Annotated in this window: 25 protein-coding genes; 2 read left to right on the top strand and 23 right to left on the bottom strand. The window is 61.0% G+C overall.

The window, feature by feature from the left end:
* Positions 1–8: 8 nt before the first annotated feature.
* From AB5Y68_RS07220 to AB5Y68_RS07130, 19 genes are all read right to left on the bottom strand, one after another.
* Positions 9–326 (bottom strand): hypothetical protein, encoded by a 318-nt coding sequence (locus tag AB5Y68_RS07220; protein ID WP_368207035.1) that lies wholly within the window; start codon positions 324–326, stop codon positions 9–11.
* A complete protein-coding gene (locus AB5Y68_RS07215) occupies positions 323–1729 on the bottom strand; it encodes a LamG-like jellyroll fold domain-containing protein (RefSeq protein ID WP_368207033.1) in 1407 nt (468 codons plus the stop codon). The genes AB5Y68_RS07220 and AB5Y68_RS07215 overlap by 4 nt, the downstream gene beginning before the upstream one ends.
* On the bottom strand, positions 1716–2417 hold the full coding sequence (locus AB5Y68_RS07210) for a phage tail protein I (protein ID WP_368207031.1): 702 nt from the start codon (positions 2415–2417) through the stop codon (positions 1716–1718). The genes AB5Y68_RS07215 and AB5Y68_RS07210 overlap by 14 nt, the downstream gene beginning before the upstream one ends.
* A complete protein-coding gene (locus AB5Y68_RS07205) occupies positions 2414–3313 on the bottom strand; it encodes a baseplate J/gp47 family protein (RefSeq protein WP_368207030.1) in 900 nt (299 codons plus the stop codon). Before AB5Y68_RS07205 ends, AB5Y68_RS07210 begins: the two co-directional genes overlap by 4 nt.
* On the bottom strand, positions 3310–3669 hold the full coding sequence (locus AB5Y68_RS07200) for a GPW/gp25 family protein (RefSeq protein WP_368207028.1): 360 nt from the start codon (positions 3667–3669) through the stop codon (positions 3310–3312). The genes AB5Y68_RS07205 and AB5Y68_RS07200 overlap by 4 nt, the downstream gene beginning before the upstream one ends.
* Entirely contained in the window at positions 3666–4238 is a 573-nt protein-coding gene (locus AB5Y68_RS07195; RefSeq protein ID WP_368207027.1) for a phage baseplate assembly protein V, read from the bottom strand. The genes AB5Y68_RS07200 and AB5Y68_RS07195 overlap by 4 nt, the downstream gene beginning before the upstream one ends.
* 78 nt (positions 4239–4316) lie before the next feature.
* Positions 4317–4955, bottom strand: a complete 639-nt coding sequence (locus tag AB5Y68_RS07190) for a phage virion morphogenesis protein (protein WP_368207025.1) — start codon at positions 4953–4955, stop codon at positions 4317–4319.
* Entirely contained in the window at positions 4931–5407 is a 477-nt protein-coding gene (locus AB5Y68_RS07185) for a phage tail protein (RefSeq protein ID WP_368207023.1), read from the bottom strand. Before AB5Y68_RS07185 ends, AB5Y68_RS07190 begins: the two co-directional genes overlap by 25 nt.
* Positions 5382–5624: an Rz1-like lysis system protein LysC gene (gene lysC / locus AB5Y68_RS07180; protein WP_368207022.1), complete on the bottom strand. Its 243-nt coding sequence runs from the start codon at positions 5622–5624 to the stop codon at positions 5382–5384. The genes AB5Y68_RS07185 and lysC overlap by 26 nt, the downstream gene beginning before the upstream one ends.
* Positions 5518–5991: an Rz-like lysis system protein LysB gene (gene lysB / locus AB5Y68_RS07175; RefSeq protein WP_368207020.1), complete on the bottom strand. Its 474-nt coding sequence runs from the start codon at positions 5989–5991 to the stop codon at positions 5518–5520. Before lysB ends, lysC begins: the two co-directional genes overlap by 107 nt.
* A complete protein-coding gene (locus tag AB5Y68_RS07170; protein ID WP_368207018.1) occupies positions 5981–6802 on the bottom strand; it encodes an N-acetylmuramidase domain-containing protein in 822 nt (273 codons plus the stop codon). The genes lysB and AB5Y68_RS07170 overlap by 11 nt, the downstream gene beginning before the upstream one ends.
* The gene (locus AB5Y68_RS07165; RefSeq protein ID WP_368207017.1) at positions 6799–7122 is read right to left on the bottom strand and encodes a phage holin family protein; all 324 of its coding nucleotides are present in this window, start codon (positions 7120–7122) and stop codon (positions 6799–6801) included. Before AB5Y68_RS07165 ends, AB5Y68_RS07170 begins: the two co-directional genes overlap by 4 nt.
* Entirely contained in the window at positions 7109–7498 is a 390-nt protein-coding gene (locus AB5Y68_RS07160; RefSeq protein ID WP_368207016.1) for a putative holin, read from the bottom strand. The genes AB5Y68_RS07165 and AB5Y68_RS07160 overlap by 14 nt, the downstream gene beginning before the upstream one ends.
* Before the next feature lie 9 nt (positions 7499–7507).
* Positions 7508–7738 carry a TraR/DksA C4-type zinc finger protein gene (locus tag AB5Y68_RS07155; protein WP_180344887.1) on the bottom strand — a complete coding sequence of 77 codons (231 nt, stop codon included), beginning with the start codon at positions 7736–7738 and terminating at the stop codon, positions 7508–7510.
* A 2-nt stretch (positions 7739–7740) separates the two neighbouring features.
* Complete coding sequence (locus AB5Y68_RS07150) at positions 7741–7944, bottom strand: tail protein X (protein WP_025327452.1); 204 nt, start codon at positions 7942–7944, stop codon at positions 7741–7743.
* Complete coding sequence (locus AB5Y68_RS07145; protein WP_223949523.1) at positions 7944–8414, bottom strand: head completion/stabilization protein; 471 nt, start codon at positions 8412–8414, stop codon at positions 7944–7946. The genes AB5Y68_RS07150 and AB5Y68_RS07145 overlap by 1 nt, the downstream gene beginning before the upstream one ends.
* A gap of 97 nt (positions 8415–8511) precedes the next feature.
* Positions 8512–9192: a phage terminase small subunit gene (gene gpM, locus AB5Y68_RS07140; protein WP_368207014.1), complete on the bottom strand. Its 681-nt coding sequence runs from the start codon at positions 9190–9192 to the stop codon at positions 8512–8514.
* A 9-nt stretch (positions 9193–9201) separates the two neighbouring features.
* Positions 9202–10254 (bottom strand): phage major capsid protein, P2 family, encoded by a 1053-nt coding sequence (locus AB5Y68_RS07135; RefSeq protein ID WP_368207012.1) that lies wholly within the window; start codon positions 10252–10254, stop codon positions 9202–9204.
* An 11-nt stretch (positions 10255–10265) separates the two neighbouring features.
* A complete protein-coding gene (locus AB5Y68_RS07130; RefSeq protein ID WP_368207010.1) occupies positions 10266–11096 on the bottom strand; it encodes a GPO family capsid scaffolding protein in 831 nt (276 codons plus the stop codon).
* Positions 11097–11245: 149 nt separating this feature from the next.
* Here AB5Y68_RS07130 and AB5Y68_RS07125 point away from each other — a divergent pair, with 149 nt between their 5' ends.
* Together AB5Y68_RS07125 and AB5Y68_RS07120 are read left to right on the top strand one after the other, a co-directional pair.
* Positions 11246–13015 carry a terminase ATPase subunit family protein gene (locus tag AB5Y68_RS07125; protein WP_368207009.1) on the top strand — a complete coding sequence of 590 codons (1770 nt, stop codon included), beginning with the start codon at positions 11246–11248 and terminating at the stop codon, positions 13013–13015.
* A complete protein-coding gene (locus AB5Y68_RS07120; RefSeq protein ID WP_104452379.1) occupies positions 13012–14073 on the top strand; it encodes a phage portal protein in 1062 nt (353 codons plus the stop codon). The genes AB5Y68_RS07125 and AB5Y68_RS07120 overlap by 4 nt, the downstream gene beginning before the upstream one ends.
* 484 nt (positions 14074–14557) lie before the next feature.
* On the opposite strand, the gene AB5Y68_RS07115 is transcribed toward AB5Y68_RS07120, so the two are convergent.
* The 4 genes from AB5Y68_RS07115 to AB5Y68_RS07100 all read right to left on the bottom strand — a co-directional run bounded on the left by AB5Y68_RS07115 (position 14558) and on the right by AB5Y68_RS07100 (position 17049).
* On the bottom strand, positions 14558–14842 hold the full coding sequence (locus AB5Y68_RS07115) for a hypothetical protein (RefSeq protein ID WP_223920687.1): 285 nt from the start codon (positions 14840–14842) through the stop codon (positions 14558–14560).
* A gap of 146 nt (positions 14843–14988) precedes the next feature.
* Positions 14989–15621: a P22AR C-terminal domain-containing protein gene (locus AB5Y68_RS07110; protein ID WP_368207006.1), complete on the bottom strand. Its 633-nt coding sequence runs from the start codon at positions 15619–15621 to the stop codon at positions 14989–14991.
* Between the two features lie 463 nt (positions 15622–16084).
* A complete protein-coding gene (locus AB5Y68_RS07105) occupies positions 16085–16492 on the bottom strand; it encodes a hypothetical protein (protein WP_104452382.1) in 408 nt (135 codons plus the stop codon).
* Complete coding sequence (locus AB5Y68_RS07100; protein ID WP_104452383.1) at positions 16492–17049, bottom strand: Panacea domain-containing protein; 558 nt, start codon at positions 17047–17049, stop codon at positions 16492–16494. Before AB5Y68_RS07100 ends, AB5Y68_RS07105 begins: the two co-directional genes overlap by 1 nt.
* Positions 17050–17062 lie beyond the last annotated feature (13 nt).

Raw genomic sequence — 17062 nt, 5'->3', positions numbered from 1 at the left:
AGAGCTCCTTATTGCGCCCAGACATACTGGGGTGTATCGACGTTGACGGTCACCGGCGCCAGGGCTGCGGCCATTGCAGGGTCTTGGGTTCTGACGTTGGCGTGATAGCCGGGTACGGCCTCCCGCACCTCCAGCTCGATGCCATCGACAGTCTGTACCTCGCCAGTGGGGCGAGTGACCATGCCGGGCGGCAGCAGTTGCAGCGAGGCGGTAGGGTGATAGAGGGTGCCGCTTTCGCTGTCTTTGATAAAGCCAGCTGCCAGCAGGGCTTTGGTCATAGCGGCCTTGTCGGCCGCCTTGAGGTTGAGGTCGATATAGTCTGTCATGCGGCCGCCTTGATTTGCTCGTCAGAGAGAGTGCGCTGCCAAATCCGCACATTACGAACGTGGCCAAAGAGCCCATCCAATCCATTGCGAGAGCCAATAAAGCAGCTAGTCCCATTAGACACAGGCAATATCGGCGTTTGTGGCAGCGTGGCTTTTATCCCGTTCAGGAAGCACGCGATTGTGTTCCCCTTGATTGTTGCGGCAATTCGTTCCCTTGTACCTGGGGCGGCTGTGCTGATATTAACCTGCTCGACGCCGCCGCCTCTGGCCATGATCCTGGCACTGTCAGCGACCACAAACTGACGGTCAGAGATGTGAATTGCCCGAGGGAATACGCTGGGCGGAATGGCCAGATTGCGGCGTACCTCCATCGCTATCGTAATATCGCCATAGTCAGGCGTGACGTTGAGCGCATTCGGTATCCAACACACATCTGCAGCCCGAGTGACCGCTGCGCCATTGGTCGGGATGTAAGAGCTGGCGAATGGCAGGGCTTCAAGCTGAGTACCCCAGAGCGACACCTCTACATTTTTTGTTGAGAAATACCATCTAAGGGTCGAATCACCAGCCTGGAACGTGCGAGTAACAGAATAACGAGTCCATGCTGTGTTCGCTGGGATTCGAACTGCGCCCTCGCCACTCCCAGAGCCGAGCATGATTGAAACGTTAACGTCAGTTGCTGTTTCATTTTTTGCATAAAAACTGAATGTGTAAACAGTCCCAACGACAAGCGATGGGAAAGGCTGGTTAAAGCCATCACCAGCAAACGAAACCTTGACAGCGGAGCTTGTTCTATCAGGGGCGGCAACATAGGAATACAGGTTCCCAGTTGGGTTTGGTGTTGACCAGCTAGCCAGATTTTGTGGAAAGTTACTGATTGGAATGATGTTCTGGCTCTGGCCTTCAATCAGCAGCCCCTCTTTCTCAAAGCGCGGCTCATTCGCAGCAGCGGTTTTAAGCTGGCCGTCTTTGCCGATATAGGTCGCCGTGGAGTTGCGGCTGAAATTTACCATCCTCGCCACCACATCCGACCCGACCAGCACATCCCGGCCATAACCGGTGATAAGGCGCAGGCTGTCAGAGAGCGGCGCCCACACATCCGGCAGCGGGAGGGCAGCTAACCCAATGGCATCGGCCACGGTTTCCAGCCTGGAGATCTGTGACGCCCGTTTGGCCGCATCATCCGCCGCTTTGGCGCTGACTGATGCTTGCGCAGCGTAACCGGCCGCCTCGTCTGTGCTGGGCTTGAGGTTCTGCTTGACCCGTTCGGCTAGTGTCGGCTGTGGTTGGTGCCCCGGCACCGCCACGGTCTGCCCTTCCTGCCCCGTCATGATCTGTTCAAATGCCGTGACGGCATTATCAAGCCGTTCGACGGCGTCATCGCCCTGGTTAATGGACGCCATTAGTTACCTCCGTAAAGCCAAGGGCGCAGCTGGTTTCAACGGCTGCGGCCCATTTGTTGAAGTGGTAGTCGCCAGCCTCCGAGCTGATGCTGGTGATGTCGATGGTGTGCACTGCAGCACCGAACACATCCAGCCCGGTCACGACGATGGGGCCCGGCTGATAGGGGTACACAGTCAGCTCTTCACCCAGGTGACAGGCGGCCCCCAGATAGAGCTGACCGCGAGTCTCCATGCTGATGGCAAGGCCGGTCAGGTGGCGGGTCATCGGCTTGGCGTCGGCGATCAGCCGTTCCAGCTCCTGGTACATGGTTTCGGTGATGCCGGTGTCGAGCACGCCGATGTCGAGCTTGAAGGTGCCCGGGGCGGCATTCGGGGTTTCTTGCCACCATTCCAGTACCCGGATCAGGTAGCCCAGCGGCTCGACCACCCGGCGGATGGCGCCGATGGTGCCTTTGTGGCAGTGCACAAAGTAGCTGTTGGCGATGACCTGGCGTTTGGTGGCCTCTGGCCATTTGTCATCCCAGCGATCTACGCTCCAACTGGCGGCCAGATAGGGCAGCAGGTGGGTTGGGCAGGTCCATGGTGACCAGAGTGAGCGAAACTGGAGCGGCAACTGCATGGCCTGCTCCCCAGCAGTGGCCAGGTTGCGCTCGGTGCGGCTGGTGCTGGGCGGCAGCAGGGTGGTCATGATGCCCGCTCCACGGTGAAGCCGGTGCAGTAGGCCGCCTGGGTCGGGCTGGGGGTGATGTCTGCCCAGCCGATCAGGTCGACCTTGCTGACCCCTTGCACGTGCAGGGCGGCATCAATGGCGGAGCGCGGCACCTCGATGCCGATGCGCCGGCGCGGGTTGATGAAGGCGGCCAGCTTGTCGCGGGCGGCCTGCAGGATCACGTCGCCCTCTGCGCCCTGGCTGCTGATATGCAGCTTGGCGTTGATGCTGTAACGGATGATGCCCGCGCTCTGCACGGTGAGGCGGTCGGCAACCGGGCGGCGGTCTTCGTGACTCAGGGCTTTGTCTACCTTGGCTATCAGCGCGGCGTCGGCGGTGCCGTCGCCTTCGGTGCTGAGGATGGTGACAATGGCCACGGCGCCCGATGGGCTGGATCCTTTGGCGTCTGCCACCTTGCCATCAGCAGAGAGAGCGAAATACTCATAGGCCCCGGTCGGGCCGGCGACGCTAAGGCCATCCCACGCCATCAGGGCGCGCAGGATCAGGGCTTCGTCATCTTCCTTGAGTTCTGGTACCGGCGGGGTGGCGGTGGGGTCACCCGGCTGGATGATGAGTCGCTGCACATTCCAGTTTGCCACCAGGTTATCGAGGTCGCTCCCCTTGGCCCACGCCAGCATGTTGGCGACAGCGGCATCGTTGATACGCTGGCGCAGGATCAGCTCTCGATAGGCATTCTCTTGCAGCAGCTTGGTGATGGGCTCTGATTCGAGTGCCAGGGTGGCCTCGACGCTGGCTTGTTGGTCTGCCGGGTGGAGGCTGACGAAATAGGCTTTGCGCTCGGCCAGGATGGTCTCGAAATCCAGCAGCTCGACCACATCAGGCTGTGGCAGTTGGGAGAGGGTGATGGTGCTCACTGGGCGGCTCCGGTTGGGATAGTGATGCTGGCAGACTCCTGAGCGCCGCCATCTTTGCGTTGCCAGGTCAGCTCGATGGTCAAGGCGCTGGCAGTGGCGCCAGTCAGCACGTCAACCCGGGTGATGGTGATGCGCGGTTCCCAGTTGATGAGGGCCTGCACGGTGGCGGCCATCAGGCGCAAGCGGGTGACCTGGTGCAGGGGTTGGTCGATGAGGTAAAACAGCTCGCTGCCGTAGTCACGACGCATGACGCGGGATCCCACCGGGGTGATGAGGATGTCGCGCACAGACTGGATGATGTGGTCGGTGGCACTGATGGCGCGGCCATGGGCGGCATTCATGCCGAGCCAGTTCATACCGGGCCCCCGGAGGTGCCGTTGCCCGGCATGGTGTCTTTGTGTTTATGGGTAGTGACTTCTATGCCGCCGATGGTTGCGGTGGGGGCGGTAATCTTGCCGCCCGCGCTGATGGTGGTACCGACCTTGAGTGCCTGGGTGCATTCCACCAGGGGGGTGATCAGCTTGACGGTCACCGAGGCCGAGAGGGTGGCGCGCTTGATGCCGCTGGCATTGAGCGCCCCGGTGGCCGGGTTGTACTCGATGACGGCGCCATCAGCGTATTCAGTGCGGTCGAGATCCGGATTGTCATCGCCTGCCAAGGGTTCTGGGAAGGCAGCGCAATTGATGGGGCCGACGATGTAGGCATTGCGCAAATCGCCGCTGACCGAGAGCATCAGCACCTGTTCGCCAATGGAGAGGCGATGGCGGGTGCGGTTCCTCCCGGCCCGCGCAGTTGCGTAGGGCCGCCAGTTGGTGATGAGGTCGCCGGTTTTGACGCGACATTCCCCTGATCGCACGGCGGTGACGGTGCCGATGCGGATCAGGTTGTCGATCAGGCGTTGGAGTTCGGTCGGGGTCGGTTGCATGGGGCCATTGTTTTGGGCAATGGCGAGTAAGGCGAGGGGCGGCCAGTGTGTACGGCGCTGGCACACTGGCGGCGTTGGTTACAGCCCTTTGGTGAGGTGGGCGAGCAGCAGGTCTTCGACCTTGTCGATGTCTTTGTCATCCATGCCCAGTAACCGCCGTTCCGGGTACCGAATGTCTTGCCCCTTGCTGCCTTTGTCTTTCAGACCGTAGTGGTGGATATGGGCGATTTTCTCGGCCGTGCTGGCGAATGTGACCTCGGCCCTGTCGCTATAGCCCTTGGCCTTGAGCCATGTCGACTTGATGAGGCGGGAGAACATCTTGCGCTTGAGCCGACTTTTGTTGACGGTGTCGCCCTTGCTGGCATCGACCTTGATGAAGCGCTTGATGCGTGATCGTTTGAAGGTCCGGATGCCGCCCCGCATGATATCGAAGCCGATGATGTAGCTGCGAGTGCCGCGCCAGCTTTTCAGATGGCGCACTTCTTTGTCACTGGTGGTGTAGATGAACTTTATCTCGCGGTTGCCGCGCTGCGGCTTGCGTGGGTCCATCTTGTCCCCTTCCGGGGTGACGTTGTCTTTGATGCGCTTGGCGTTGCTTTCGCGCATCTCTTTGGCCATCTGGTCAGCAAATTTGGCCAGCTCCCGCTGCGACAGGTTGGCCCGGATCAACTCTACCCTGGCGGCGAAGTCGTTCAGACGGTCGATGTCGGCTGCCACGGCTGATACTCCCCGTTGATGAACAGTTCCCAGGTGATGCCGTCGTAGGGGTCTTCTGGCGGTTCGGGCAGGTGTTCGAAGTGCAGGCCCTGGCCATCCTTCCAGACCTTGACCCGCTCGGTCAGTGGCAGCTTGATTTCGATGTCGCAAGTCTCGTTGTTCTGGATCTCGACTTCGAACCGCATGGCGTTTTCGCGCTTGTCGCTGTTCATCATCAGTTCTGGCTGGTACTGCCTGATCCATGCCAGCAGCGGCACCATGACGGTGTTCACGTTCTGGGCAAAGTCGGCCACGATGATGGTCAGTTCGTACTGGTATTCAAACGACAGGCTTGCGGCGCCGGTGGCAACCAGCTTGCCCTTGTCGACGAATATCATCATGTGATCCGGGTTCTGGCGCAGCAGCGGGATGCACTGCTGCAACACCTCACGGATCTGTTTTGGCTTTTCCATTTTCCCTCCCGTTCTGGTGGCGTTGCTGGCAGGCGATAAGGCTGTCGACCTGGGCGGCGCAGGTGGCCCATGCCGCCTCGGTCTGGGTCAGTTGGTCGAGCAGATCACCGTTATTGACCGGGCTGGCTGCCGGCAGTTGGCAGGGCGCCGGGGCTGGACAGGTGAGCCTGATAATCTGCGGCGCCGGTGAAGGCGGGGCGCTGGAGCAACCTGACAACAGGATCAGGCAGAGGGCGATCAGCCCACTCCTTGAGTTCAGCATTTTCACGTTTGAGCCTCTTGATGGTGTCGGCCCGGGTGGCGGCCGTGATGGTCAGATCGCCAAGCTGGCGTTGCAGCGTGGCGGCGGCGGTTGCCTGGGCGTCCAGCTCGCCGGTGAGGGTGTCGATGGTCCCGTCTTTGAGTTTCTCCCGCTGCTCGGCCTCGACGGCCTTGTCGTTGGCGGCCTTGAGGTCGCTTTGCAGGGTGGAGACCTTGCCTCTGGCGGTCGCTGCCGAGGTGGCCGACCAGCCCCAGCCAGCCAAGGCGACGGTCAGGGCCAGCAGCAACCATGTGAGGGGGGAGCGCAGCAGGCTACGCCACATCCGCCACCTCCTTCACCGGATAGACCTTGGCAAAGTGGTCGTATGCCTTGGCCAGCTTGGTGTCGTAGTCATTGTCTTTGTAGGCCGGGCCGTTGTAGCGGCGGGCAAAGTCAGCCCACTTGCGACCCTGCATGGCCTTGTGCATGGCGGGATCTTGCTGGATGAAGCGGCACAGGGCGGTGAGGTGGTTGACCTCGCTGCGCTGCATGGCCGCCTGCCATTCGCTGGCCGAAGCAAAGTCCAGCGCCTGCCAGTGGTAGCCCATGATCTGGAACATCCCCCAACTGGCCGACTCGATGGCGGCATCCCGGTGCAGGCTGATGGCGAGTTGCAGCCGCTCCCACTCGGCCGTCCCGCCCGCATAGCCGCCGCGCTTGGGGTTGACCAGGTTGGGGTAATGGGCGGCCATCTTGTCGGCGGTGGCTTTGCCCAGGTGCTGGGTGAGCTGCTTGTAGAACACATGCCGCTCGAACAGCACCACCGGGCGCTGGTCTTGGGTGAAGCCTTCGCCAATGCTCTCGACCTGGGCGACGGTGGCCATGGTGGCCAGCGGCAGGCCCAGCAGGTCAGCGCCAGCCTGCATGTCGCCGATGCGCAACTGGTTGCCCCGCTCGCTGCCGAGCAGGGCGGCCATGGTGCGGGGGCCAGCCTGGCCGATGGCGGTGATCATGTAGTCCCGCTGAAAGGCGAGCAGGGCGCGCTCGGTGGCATCGCCAAACCAGCCATCCGGATCGAGCGGATAACCTGCTTTGACCAGGCGACGCTGCAGGTCGGCGACGGCGGCGCCGGTATCCCCTTTTTTCAGGCTCATGGTTGCCTCCTATCGGTGGTGCGGTAGTGTTTTTTGCTGCGCAGCAGGTGGTAGATAGAGCCGCCGTCACTCCACACCGCGCACAGCAGGAAGGCGGTGATGATGACGGAGGCGAGGTCGGGGACGATGATGGTGCCGAACAAGAAGCGGATCGGCACCGATGCCGTGGCGACACAGATCACCCAAGACAGCCAGGCAGGAAGCGCCTGATAGCGTCCATCCCGGCTGTCAAAGAACATGACACGCAGGCAGATGGCTGTGCACATCAGGGCATAGATCGCGGTGTAGATCATGGCGTAGGTGGGGTTAGTGGGGATCATCGTTGCCCCCTTTGCCAATGCGACTGAACAGGGTACCGAGCTGACCGGGGATCGAGTTCATCGCGACTTTCAGTATTTTCACCGCCAGGGCTGCGGCCACGATGGCCCCAACTCCCTTGTTGATCTCGATACCTACCGGCAGCAGCTTGGTCAGCATCTGGACGGTGAAATCTGCAGCGAGCAGCCCGCAGATGAACGAGGTGATAAACAGGAGGATGACTCGCCCGGCAATCTTCTCCTCGCTGGTGAGCCCAAAGAGCAGTGCACCGGCGAATGAGCCAAGCAGGATGATGGGATCGAGCCAGGGCGCGGTGGAGGCAAGCGCAAGGGCGAGCGCTACGCCATTGGCGGTACTGGCTGAAATGGGTTCTGGCATCTTGCTCTCCTATCGTTTGCTGCCGTAGTGGCGAGCGGTTTGAAATTCGTGGATGGTCTGGCACTCTGCGCAGCGTTCGCAGCCCCGGATCGCTTCACGGCGCGCTTGCGGGATGGTGTTGTCGCAGTCGATGCAGTAGTGCGGGCCGGTGCCACTGATGCGGGCGGCGTGGATGCGGGCAGCGAGTTGCTGCTCGCTGATGTCGGCCAGTCGTTCGAGTTCGTCGTCGAGGCGGCTCATGGTCAGTCCCATAGCTGGATCAGCGGCTGCTCGGCCTGGGTGGGGGCCGCTGGCATTGTGATGAGGGTTCCGGTCGGGAGGATGGGGCCGAGCGCGGCCAAACCGGGGTTGAGTGCGAGCACCTGCTCGGTGATGCCTGCGGTGTAGCCGTAGTGCCGGAACAGGATGAGGTCGAGGGTGTCACCCTGTTGGCTGCGCAGCTCCATCAGATGAGCGCCACGGTGATGTGGGTGGTACCGAGGATGTCGCGAATGGCAAAGCGGGCGTCGCGGTAGAGGTCATCCGAGCTGATGATTTTGGCATCGGCCCCTTTGACGCCATCACCGGTGGCGCTGTAGTCGGTGTAACGCTCCAGCAGGTTGGCGCGGGTCATGGCATAGACGGCGCGCCGGTAGCTGTGCAGGTACGCCGATTCGCCATTGATGACCTCACCCGGTACGGCGGCCAGGGTGGCGACCCCTTCTGCCTCACGGGCGCGGCGCCAGTCAGCCAGATCCCGGTTGACGCTGGTGATGGCGTCGATCACGGCATGCTTGAGGCGGGCCGTGGTGACGGTGCCATCGAGCCGGACGGTGTCGCGCAGGTCAGGCAGCGAGATCGCCGGCCAGAAGGGGCTGGAGTCTATCTCCCCTTCGGCTGGCGATGTGGGGGCATTGGCAATGAATCCGGTGCTCATGGTGCTCCTTTTCCGCTTGTTGGGCGGTGGTCGGGCCGTCTGGTATGCGAAACGCATTCGTCAGGCCCGAGCCGCCCAGGGTGCGGGGTTCGCTCGGTTAGCTGCCGCCGCCGGTGGCGTCGGGCTGCTGTTCTTTTTTCAGTTCGCGCTCGAGCACTTCGAGCTCTTTTTTGATGCCGACCTTGTCATGCAGCTCGATGGCGCGCCGGTAGTGCTCGGCGGCCTGCTGTTTGAGCCCATCGGCGAGGCAGGCACGGCCTACCGCCTTGTGCAGCTTGGCGCGCACCTGGTCGAAGATGTCGCAGTCGGCCAACATGGCCAGATAGCGATTGAGCAGGGGCAGGGAGGGTCCCGCGCCGGCTTCTTGCTGCTTGATGGCGGTGTCGGCGACTTCTTCGGCGATCATGGTGGCGGCGGTGCGTTCGTAGCGATCGGGGGTGCTCAGGCCATGGCGGATCACGTAGGAGGCCATGGGTAGGGCTCCTTCCAGATCGCCGGTGTCGAGGTGCCAGAGCATGACGGTGACCAGGACGTCATCTTGTCCGCCCCGGTCGGCGCCCAGCACGCCATCAATCCACGGCTGATAGACGACCAGCATGGGGCGCTTGGCGTCGATCTTGCGTTCGATGCTCTGGATGCCTTTGAGGGTGCGGCGGTGTTCGGCCAGCTGCATCAGCTGCAGCTCGTAGGCGTTGGCGCGTTGTTGGTCGAACTGAGGATTGGCCGCCCCTTGCAGGGCGGCCAGTTTGCGTTCGCGGTTGCGACGGGCAGGTGTCATATCGCCCCCTTAACCGCCGGCGGCCGGTTTCGGCCCGATGACGATGTTTTCGATCAGGGCGACGCAGTCGTAGTCTTCCACCACGTAGGCATCGTTGGAGCTTTCGTAGTTGACGATGCGGTCACGCTGCGGTTCTTCCTGGATATGACGGCGGCGGGCGCCTTCCTGCCAGTAGATGGACAGATTTTCCAGCGAAGTTATGAGCATGGAGTCTTCGGGGAAGAAGGGGACCCGCATGGCCTTGAGCCCGCCGATCTGTTTCTGGCTGACCAGCACCTGGCCGGCCAGCTTTTCCTGGTTGTTGTCGGCGTTGTTGATGATGGGGAAGTATTTGTCGGCCAGCAGCTTGCGACCGCAGATGACAACCAGTTCGGTGTCATCCTGATGCCAGGGGGCAATAGACTCGCTTACGGCATCGAACACCAGGGCGTCGAGGTTGTGGTAGTCGCCTTCTTTGGCGTCGTCCTCCCCCTTCGGCTGGTAGATGTAGATATGGCCGGAACCTTTTTCCCCTTCATCCATCACTTTGGCCGGGGCATCCTCACGGATGTGTTGCAGCCAGCCCTTGTTCACATCTTGCAGCAGCGGGTTGGCGGTGCGGTTGGTGCTCGGCGCCACGCTGGTACCGTGCCAGCCGATCATGATCCGGTCCAGCCCTTGGCGTTTGAGGATGGCGTCGCGAATGCGAGTCTGGAAGTCGGGGAATTTGGCCCAGATGTCCAGCTTGTTGTAACCCAGACTGGTGTCGTAGTTGGTCTTTGCGCACTCGTAGTCTTGCGGATAGAGGGCGCTCGGGTCGTTAGGTTCTCGGACATTGCTGCTGGTATCGGTGCGGCCTGCGATGGTGTTGCCGATACCGATACCCACTTTCTGCCCCTTCATCTCAGGTACCGGGATGACTTGGATCATTTCCAAGAACTTCACCGACTCCTGCATCTTGGTTTCCAGGGTCTGCTGGACGCTCGGCTGCACGTTGAACTGCACCATGGCGTTGGAAATGGCGTTGAGTTTGGCCACCTGGCCGGTGAACTCGTTGAACTTCTGGCGGGTTTCGTTACGCATGTATGGGGTCCTTAGCAGTCAGTTTGAATGGAGGTACCATCGCTACCGGTGGCCGGCTGGCGCTTGTGGCTGAAATCTTCCTGGCCCTCCAGCTTGGCGGTGAGGTCGGCCAGCGCCTTGGCGGTGGCATCCTGCTTGCTGGTCAGCTCGGTGATGGTCTGGGCCTGGTCGGTGAACTTCTTCTGCAGGTCGGCATCGAGGCTGGTCACTTCTTTCGCAACGGTCTCGACGGCCTGGTGCACGTCGCTGAGATCGGCAGTGGATTGCTTCTTGTGGCTGGAGAACATCGCAGTGACCCGTTCCAGCAGGCCGGGGCCTTTGTCGCCCTCTTCGGTGAATTCGACCTCGGTTTCGATGGCGCAGGTAAACAGGTTGGTCGATTTTTGCTTGCGCGCTGCCAGCGGACTTTTGTCACCAGCACCGGCGCAGAACTGGAGGTATTCGGTACCAAGGCTGGCGGGGGTGTTGGTCACTGCAAGACCTACCAGGTAGGCCTCGCCGGTACCGGCAAAGTCCAGATCCAGCTCGATGGAGGTGTAAACCTTCTGGCGGGCTTTGTTGAGTTTGATCAGGTCTTCGGTCGGGTCGATATCGGCGAACAGGGCCATTTTCTTTTCGCCGTCGATCTCGACCTCTTCGGCATAGACGGAGATCACGTCGCCATAGGCGCGAAAATCGCTATCAGGGAACGGGCTGAGGTAGTGTTCGAGGTTGACGCGGGCGCCGTACTTTTCGCGGTTGTAGTTTTTGGCTGCCTGGGTGAGCCATTCCGGCGCGATGGTGCGGCCGTCGGTGGTTTGGCCTGCCACCGCGACGCGCTTGAATTTTGCTTTCTTCGCCATGAGCTGGGATCCCTTTGGTGATTGGGTGGTGATGTCGCGGTTATGGTCTGGGTGACAGGCTGGCTCGTGCAATCGGCGGCCAGTGTGTACGGCGCTGGCACACTGGCGGGGTGGCGTTTGGATGGGTTGTGGCTGGGTAGACTGGCGCCATGACGACAGCACCCTTACTTTTCCCCCATATCGAACCCAGACGGCAGGCCATGCACCTGTTCTTCCAGGGCTATCCGCTCCGCGCCATTGCTGAATTGCTGCAGACGCCGGAGGGGACTATCTCGACATGGAAGAAGCGCGACGGCTGGGATGACATCAAACCCATTGACCGGGTCGACTTCGCCATCGAGGCGCGGATGTGCCAGCTGATCGCCAAGGAGGTGAAAACCGGCGGTGACTTCAAGGAGATTGACCTGCTTGGCCGCCAGATGGAGCGCATCGCCCGGGTTCACAAATACAGCAACGGCGGCAACGAGGCTGACCTCAATCCCAAGGTGGCGAACCGCAACAGGGGGCCGAAGAAGGCGCCCGAGCGCAATGTGGTGGAGCCCGAGCAGCAGGCGCGGCTGATCGAGCGATTCGAGTCGACCATGTTTGGTTACCAGCGCACCTGGTACGAGGCCGGCAATCAGTACCGGATCCGCAACTTGCTCAAGTCGCGCCAGATTGGGGCGACCTACTTCTTTGCCTTCGAGGCGTTCATCGACGCCCTGGTCACCGGGCGCAACCAGATTTTCCTGTCGGCCAGCAAGGCGCAGGCCCATGTGTTCAAGCAGTACATCATCCAGTTTGCCAAGGATGAAGGGGTCGAGCTCAAGGGCGACCCCATGGTGCTGCCGAACGGGGCGCACCTCTACTTCCTCGGTACCAACGCCCGCACAGCCCAGAGCTACCACGGCAATATCTACATGGATGAGTACTTCTGGATCCATGGCTTCCTGGAGTTCCGCAAGGTGGCTTCCGGCATGGCGATGCACAAGAAGTGGCGCCAGACCTACATTTCCACCCCCTCCAGCCTCTCCCATCCTGCTTATGCGTTCTGGTCCGGCGCCAACTTCAACCGGGGCAAGCCCAAGGCCGACCGGGTCGAGATTGACCTGAGCCACGCCAACCTAGCCGACGGCAAGCTGTGCGCCGATGGCCAGTGGCGGCAGATTGTCACGGTCGAGGATGCGGTGCGCGGCGGCTGCGACTTGTTCGACCTGGCACAACTGCGCAGCGAATACTCCGAGGAGGAATACCTCAACCTGCTGATGTGCATCTTCATGGATGACACCTCGAGCGTCTTCCCGCTTGCCACCCTGCAGCGCTGCATGGTCGACAGTTGGGAACTGTGGGACGACTACAAGCCCTTTGCCCTTCGCCCGCTGGGCAACCGGTCGGTGTGGATCGGCTATGACCCGGCCAAGGGCGGGCAGGGGGATAGCGCGGGCTGCGCCGTGCTGGCCCCGCCAGCGGTACCGGGCGGCAAGTTTCGGGTGTTGGAGCGCCACCGCTGGAGCGGGATGGACTTCGACGCCCAGGCGCGGGCCATCAAAGCCATGTGCGAGCGCTACAACGTGGGCTACATCGGCATCGACACGACTGGGATCGGGGAGGGGGTCTACCAGCTGGTGAAGCAGTTCTACCCGGCGGCGACCCCTATCCAGTACAACCCGAGCGTGAAAATCCAGATGGTGATGAAGGCGCAGGATGTGATGAACAAGGGGCGGCTGGAGTTTGACAGCGGTTGGACCGACCTCGCCCAGGCGTTCATGAGCATCCGCCGCGCCGTGACCGCGGGCGGCAAGCTGCCGACCTTTGAGGCCAGCCGGTCAGAGGAAACCAGCCACGCCGATATTGCCTGGGCCACGATGCAGGCCCTGTTACATGAACCGCTGGCAGGTGCCACCGGTGCCAATACCAGCATGATGGAGATTTTCGCATGAGAAAGCGCCGCCCACAGCGCCATACCTCGCCGGTGACGGCGACCCAGAAACCCGGCGCGGCCATCGAGGCGTTCAGTTTTGGCGAGCCGGTGCCCGTCTTATCGCAACGGGAGGTGTTCGACTACCTGGAGGCCATGCACAACGGCCGCTGGTACGAGCCGCCCCTCTCCCTCAATGGGCTGTCCCGGGTCTATCGGGCTGGGGTGCATCACGCCTCGGCCATCCAGGTGAAGCGCAATATCCTGCGCTCCTGCTTCATCCCGCATCCGAAACTGAGTTTGGCCGCCTTCACCGGGTTGGCGCTGGACTATCTGATCTTCGGCAACGGCTATCTGCAGGCGGTGCAGAACCGGCTCGGCGGGGTGCTGCGCTATGACCACCTGCGGGCCAAGTACACCCGGCGCGCCCTGGACTTGGACACCTATTGGTGGATTGCCCAGCCCGGCCAGGAGCAGGCGCTGCCGGCCGGGCGGGTTGGCCATGTGATGGAGAGCGACATCAACCAGGAGATCTACGGCATCCCCGACTATGTCGGCGGGCTAAACTCTACCCTGCTCAACGAGTCGGCCACCCTGTTCCGCCGCAAGTATTACGAGAATGGATCCCACGCTGGGTTCATCATGCACATCACCGACGCGGTGCAGAACGAGGGCGACATTGCGGCCCTGCGTGAGGCGCTGCGCCAGAGCAAGGGGCCCGGCAACTTCCGCAACCTCTTGCTCTACACCCCGAACGGCAGCAAGGACGGGGTGAAGCTGATCCCGGTGGCCGAGGTGGCGGCCAAGGATGATTTTCTCTCCATCAAGAACGTCAGCCGCGACGACCAGTTGGCCACCCACCGGGTACCGCCCCAGCTGATGGGAGTGATGCCGAACAGCACGGGCGGGTTCGGCGATGTGACCAAGGCCGCCCAGGTGTTCGACATCAACGAGATCGACAGCATCAAGGCCAGCCTGCTGGCGCTCAATGACTGGGCAGGGGAGGAGGTGATCCGGTTCAACCCCTACAAGCTGGCCGCCGGCATCGAGCAGGCCAGCCATGGCGACCTGCCGCGCTGACCTTTCCGATCGCATCCCGACACCCCGCCACCTGGCGGGGTTTTCTTTTGCCGGCGCATGGCATCGGTCGGCCTCCATCTGGTTCACCTGGACGATCCCCCGCCTAGGCTCGCCAGCGGCCCGCTACGCGATCGCCCTTCAAACCCACTCAGCACCGCGCCCAAATCCGGCTGGCTCTCCCTGCGTTCACCGGTGAGCCATGGCGGCCTGTTACGACCCCCTGCGCAGCGCTGGCGCGCAATCGGGACCCCGCCACGCCTGCCCGCTTTATGTGTCGATTTCCATGCAGGTGAACGGCTGGGGGAGGGGAGCGGCTCCCCGCGCCAGCACTGGCCGCGCTGGGGATGCCGGATCCTTTTTGCGATCCTTCACTTTCCGTCAGATCCTTTCACGTATTCACCTGGCAGAATGGAATGGATGTCAATGGTACAAAAAGAACTGGGGGCTCTATTACGCCCCCAGTTCTTTTGATGGGCTCTAAGCCTTATTGATAGGATTTCCAATTAGCAACAAGCCAGCTCCAGACATTCTTATGGCTACGCACATCTCCTGGAAGATGGCTTTTGATAAGCCTTTCCGCTTTCAAAGCAGGAGCCTTGGTAGTCCACTCACTAGCTTTGGCCAAGCGGTTCAGAAACGACAGAACTTCATACCCTTCATTACGATTCAGTAAGGTGTTATCAGGGGTTCCTGTTACTCGTGGATCATCAGGTGATATTGTCGTCCAAGAGTAGCTATATTGCAGGTCACTACGATTCAGAAGCGCCATAATTCTTCCTTAAAATTAATGGGTTCGGTGTTTTTAGCGGGGAGCCGCTGGCAGATAATATAGGTTAAAGCTCATCTGAGCCCCCATGCAAAAGACTACCCTTTGGGGTTGCTCCGGTCACGCACCGAGGTGCGTGACCGGTCACATTACCAACTTTTTGCTGTCGGCAGACGGTGCAGGTGGGGAATCAACCTGTTCCAGTCGCGATCACAGTGGGTGGCGGGCTGCACATGGCGGGTCTTGTCGGCCAGGATGCGTTGGGCGCTGGCCAGGGTCATCGGGTATTCGTGGATGATGGAGTAGTAGGTGCCGGCTTCACGATGCTCGGCCACCTCGAGTAGGGGATAGATGCGGCGGGCGGCCCCCATCATGTAATCGGCGGCGCGCCAGAGCCACGCCAGCGAATGCAGTTCGTCGTCGGTCAGCACGGTGAGGGGCTGCGGATGGGCGGCGGTCTCCCGGTCCAGCACATCGAGCACCCAGCGGCGAAACTCTTTGGCCAGCGCAGTGCGGGCGAACATAGCGATCAGATGGGCGCCGCGCAGGGAGAAGATTCGAACCTCTTTCTCGCTGCTGCCATTGCCGAACCCCTTGGTCATCGAATTGATGACCAAGGTCATGCAGGGGGTAAATTCGTCGGCATTGCGGTTGTACAGGTTACTGATGGACTTTTCGCTGGCATAGCCAAGGGCTTGGGCGATCTGGGTAGCGGTCAGCCAGGGCTGGCCGTGATGGGGGATAACGGTGAACTGGGTGTCATGGAAGCGGATGCTGTTCATTGTGGTGTCTCCAAACGTCGTTGGGTAACGCCACCGATGACGCCAATCATCTGGTGACGAACTGAACGAGGTTGGCGTACCGGCCACAATGAACCCGGCGCCCCGAAGGGCCCCCGCCCAGCCCGTCATAACTGACAGGTACAACTGGGTTGCACAAAAAAACACGCGAGAGCGTGTTGTGCTCATTGTGGAAGTTCGGGACGCCAATCCCGGCAACGGATTTTGCCGTTGCCCGCGCAGTATCGCGCAACAGCGCGACACCAATCAACCCCAATAGTCCCCGATGCTCCCTTTTTGTCCCTTTCCGGCCCCCTGCGGCCCGCATCCGCGCTTATCAGGGAAAATCGGCACCATCACCCCTGCCCAGCAGCACAACACCGCCGGCAGGGTACCGGTTCTACGCAAGGAAGGGGACGTTAGTTTCGGCAGGAAACATACACAAAGTCAGGGAGCGCAGGACTGCTCAGGGTTGGGGAAGGCAGTATTTACGATAGAAGTTGCGGATCAAGGGGGTGACGTGTGGAGACAGGTCAAACCCGGCCAAGATGCGTGCAAAGGTTGGCTCTTCACAGATGGCGTGGGTTTGAATGTCACCAGCCGCGATTTGTTCGCCGACCGTTGCTGCACCGAAAATCTCGGCTTTGCGGTAAAAGACAAAACTAGGGTGGTGCACGAAAGGGTGATCCCCCACATCAAGCACACAAGTCCGATCATGCTCGATGTTGGGGGCGATGCTGCTGATATTGACCGCAAGAAAGCTTGCTTTGGTGTTTCTGGGGTAAAGAATGGGGTCGTTACAGACAAAAAACAGATGATTGGTTGCGCCCGATGGGATCAGCAGCGTGCCTCTTCGCACGAGTGCTATCGACATTAGCGCAACCTGCTGGTGATTTCGTCGAGCTGGCGTTGTTCGCGCAGATGCTGCGCCATGGCGCCAGCCACTTCCGGCGACTTGCCGACTGCCAAAAACAGGTCTTCTTCCTTGATGGGGTAAGCACTGCCTCTGGGGTCTTGCCACTCCGGGCAATGGTCATGGGTGTAGTCACGGATTTGGTATCGAGTCATGTGCCCAAACTCGTGCCATACCTTGGTCAGGATTTCCAAATCCACATCGCTGAGCAAGTCGAAGTCGTCCCGGTCGGACACGTTGCGACGGATTGCCACCTCGTAATTCGCTTCGCCCGAGATCCACTCATTCCAGCCGTCAGCATGCTCACCGCCACCGCGGATCAGATTCAACGTCTGTGACAGCACGGGCCCATGGGGCATGGACACCATGAGGTCTCCGCTGATGGATTCACCGAAACGGCTCATGGACTCCCGATCACTCAGGTAGAGCAGTTTCATCAGTTTGAGGTATGCCATTCGTCCGCCCCGCTTGGAAAGCAGGAAGGCGGCCATTTGTGCCACACGCTCTTCGTTAAACATGGTTTGTTCCTTC

It is taken from the genome of Aeromonas sp. R6-1, assembly GCF_040908165.1.
GTDB classification, from domain to species: Bacteria; Pseudomonadota; Gammaproteobacteria; order Enterobacterales; family Aeromonadaceae; genus Aeromonas; species Aeromonas caviae.
Note: the sequence above shows the minus strand (reverse complement) of the source record. Positions and strands in the feature narration are given on the sequence as shown.

What these genes read in the sequence shown, in the direction of transcription:
- AB5Y68_RS07100 (WP_104452383.1), bottom strand. Translation starts at nt 17,049, where the DNA reads ATGTTTAACGAAGAGCGTGTGGCACAAATGGCCGCCTTCCTGCTTTCC.
- AB5Y68_RS07130 (WP_368207010.1), bottom strand. Translation starts at nt 11,096, where the DNA reads ATGGCGAAGAAAGCAAAATTCAAGCGCGTCGCGGTGGCAGGCCAAACC.
- gpM (WP_368207014.1), bottom strand. Translation starts at nt 9,192, where the DNA reads ATGACACCTGCCCGTCGCAACCGCGAACGCAAACTGGCCGCCCTGCAA.
- AB5Y68_RS07195 (WP_368207027.1), bottom strand. Translation starts at nt 4,238, where the DNA reads ATGCAACCGACCCCGACCGAACTCCAACGCCTGATCGACAACCTGATC.
- AB5Y68_RS07220 (WP_368207035.1), bottom strand. Translation starts at nt 326, where the DNA reads ATGACAGACTATATCGACCTCAACCTCAAGGCGGCCGACAAGGCCGCT.
- AB5Y68_RS07185 (WP_368207023.1), bottom strand. Translation starts at nt 5,407, where the DNA reads ATGGAAAAGCCAAAACAGATCCGTGAGGTGTTGCAGCAGTGCATCCCG.
- AB5Y68_RS07215 (WP_368207033.1), bottom strand. Translation starts at nt 1,729, where the DNA reads ATGGCGTCCATTAACCAGGGCGATGACGCCGTCGAACGGCTTGATAAT.
- AB5Y68_RS07115 (WP_223920687.1), bottom strand. Translation starts at nt 14,842, where the DNA reads ATGGCGCTTCTGAATCGTAGTGACCTGCAATATAGCTACTCTTGGACG.
- AB5Y68_RS07125 (WP_368207009.1), top strand. Translation starts at nt 11,246, where the DNA reads ATGACGACAGCACCCTTACTTTTCCCCCATATCGAACCCAGACGGCAG.
- AB5Y68_RS07135 (WP_368207012.1), bottom strand. Translation starts at nt 10,254, where the DNA reads ATGCGTAACGAAACCCGCCAGAAGTTCAACGAGTTCACCGGCCAGGTG.
- AB5Y68_RS07120 (WP_104452379.1), top strand. Translation starts at nt 13,012, where the DNA reads ATGAGAAAGCGCCGCCCACAGCGCCATACCTCGCCGGTGACGGCGACC.
- AB5Y68_RS07105 (WP_104452382.1), bottom strand. Translation starts at nt 16,492, where the DNA reads ATGTCGATAGCACTCGTGCGAAGAGGCACGCTGCTGATCCCATCGGGC.
- AB5Y68_RS07155 (WP_180344887.1), bottom strand. Translation starts at nt 7,738, where the DNA reads ATGAGCCGCCTCGACGACGAACTCGAACGACTGGCCGACATCAGCGAG.
- AB5Y68_RS07170 (WP_368207018.1), bottom strand. Translation starts at nt 6,802, where the DNA reads ATGAGCCTGAAAAAAGGGGATACCGGCGCCGCCGTCGCCGACCTGCAG.
- AB5Y68_RS07210 (WP_368207031.1), bottom strand. Translation starts at nt 2,417, where the DNA reads ATGACCACCCTGCTGCCGCCCAGCACCAGCCGCACCGAGCGCAACCTG.
- AB5Y68_RS07150 (WP_025327452.1), bottom strand. Translation starts at nt 7,944, where the DNA reads ATGGAGCTGCGCAGCCAACAGGGTGACACCCTCGACCTCATCCTGTTC.
- AB5Y68_RS07200 (WP_368207028.1), bottom strand. Translation starts at nt 3,669, where the DNA reads ATGAACTGGCTCGGCATGAATGCCGCCCATGGCCGCGCCATCAGTGCC.
- AB5Y68_RS07145 (WP_223949523.1), bottom strand. Translation starts at nt 8,414, where the DNA reads ATGAGCACCGGATTCATTGCCAATGCCCCCACATCGCCAGCCGAAGGG.
- AB5Y68_RS07110 (WP_368207006.1), bottom strand. Translation starts at nt 15,621, where the DNA reads ATGAACAGCATCCGCTTCCATGACACCCAGTTCACCGTTATCCCCCAT.
- AB5Y68_RS07165 (WP_368207017.1), bottom strand. Translation starts at nt 7,122, where the DNA reads ATGATCCCCACTAACCCCACCTACGCCATGATCTACACCGCGATCTAT.
- AB5Y68_RS07160 (WP_368207016.1), bottom strand. Translation starts at nt 7,498, where the DNA reads ATGCCAGAACCCATTTCAGCCAGTACCGCCAATGGCGTAGCGCTCGCC.
- lysB (WP_368207020.1), bottom strand. Translation starts at nt 5,991, where the DNA reads ATGTGGCGTAGCCTGCTGCGCTCCCCCCTCACATGGTTGCTGCTGGCC.